1 pseudogene is annotated in these 1,363 nt (G+C 62.6%); it reads left to right on the forward strand.

Annotation, left to right across the window (positions count from 1 at the left end):
• Nucleotides 1-1,363 (forward strand): annotated as a pseudogene (locus tag EOD15_RS34355) (excinuclease ABC subunit A); the annotation flags it as partial.

Raw genomic sequence — 1,363 nt, forward strand, 5'->3', positions numbered from 1 at the left:
ACGGCGTCTTCTATGAGATCGCCGACGTGCCGGCGCTGGACAAGAAGTACAAGCATGACCTCGACGTCGTCGTCGACCGCATCGTCGTGCGCGGCGATCTGGCGACGCGGCTTGCCGATTCCATCGAGACGGCGCTGAAGCTAGCCGATGGGCTGGCGGTCGCCGAATTCGCAGACAAGCCGCTCGATTCCAGCCAGACCGGCGAGGATTCGGTCAACAAGTCGAAGAACGAGACGCATGAGCGCATCCTGTTCTCGGAAAAGTTCGCTTGCCCGGTTTCCGGCTTCACCATTCCGGAAATCGAACCGCGGCTGTTCTCGTTCAACAACCCGTTCGGCGCCTGCCCGACCTGCGACGGTCTCGGCAGCCAGCGCGCCATTGATGGCAATCTGATCGTGCCGGACGAAAACGTCTCGCTGTGCGACGGCGCCGTCAGTCCGTGGGCGAAGTCGACCTCACCTTATTACGCGCAGACGCTTGAGGCGCTGGGCAAGGCCTATGGCTTCAAGCTTGGCGACAAGTTCAAGGATTTGTCCGAAGAGGCCAAGGAAGCCATTCTGCGCGGCACCGGCGAGCGCGAAATCACCTTCCAGTATGATGACGGCCTGCGTTCCTACAAGACGACGAAGACTTTCGAAGGCGTCATCCCCAATCTCGAGCGGCGCTGGAAAGAGACCGAATCCGCCTGGATGCGTGAAGAGATCGAGCGCTTCATGTCGGCCACGCCCTGCCCGGCCTGCAAGGGGTATCGGCTGAAGCCCGAGTCGCTGGCGGTGAAGATCGCCGGCAAGCACATTGGCGAAGTCACCGAGCAGTCGATCCGCAACGCCGACAAATGGTTCACCGACCTGCCGGCGCACCTCAACGACAAGCAGAACGAGATCGCGGTGCGGGTGCTCAAGGAGATCCGCGAGCGGCTGCGCTTCCTCAACGATGTCGGGCTCGACTACCTGACGCTGTCGCGCAATTCCGGCACGCTGTCAGGCGGCGAGAGCCAGCGCATCCGGCTGGCATCGCAGATCGGCTCCGGTCTCACGGGCGTGCTCTATGTGCTGGACGAGCCGTCGATCGGCCTGCATCAGCGCGACAATGCTCGCCTGCTCGATACGCTGAAGCACCTGCGCGACATCGGCAACACGGTGATCGTCGTCGAGCATGACGAGGACGCCATCCTGCATGCCGACTATGTCGTCGACATGGGTCCGGCCGCCGGCATCCATGGCGGCGAAATCATCGCCCAGGGCACCCCGCAGCAGGTTATGGCCAATCCCAATTCGATCACCGGCAAATATCTGTCCGGCGCGCTCGAAGTGGCGACGCCCGGCGTGCGGCGTGAAGCGAAGAAGAACCGCCGCCTGAAGAT

The sequence above is a fragment of the Mesorhizobium sp. M7A.T.Ca.US.000.02.2.1 genome, from assembly GCF_003996995.1.
Taxonomy (GTDB): domain Bacteria; phylum Pseudomonadota; class Alphaproteobacteria; order Rhizobiales; family Rhizobiaceae; genus Mesorhizobium.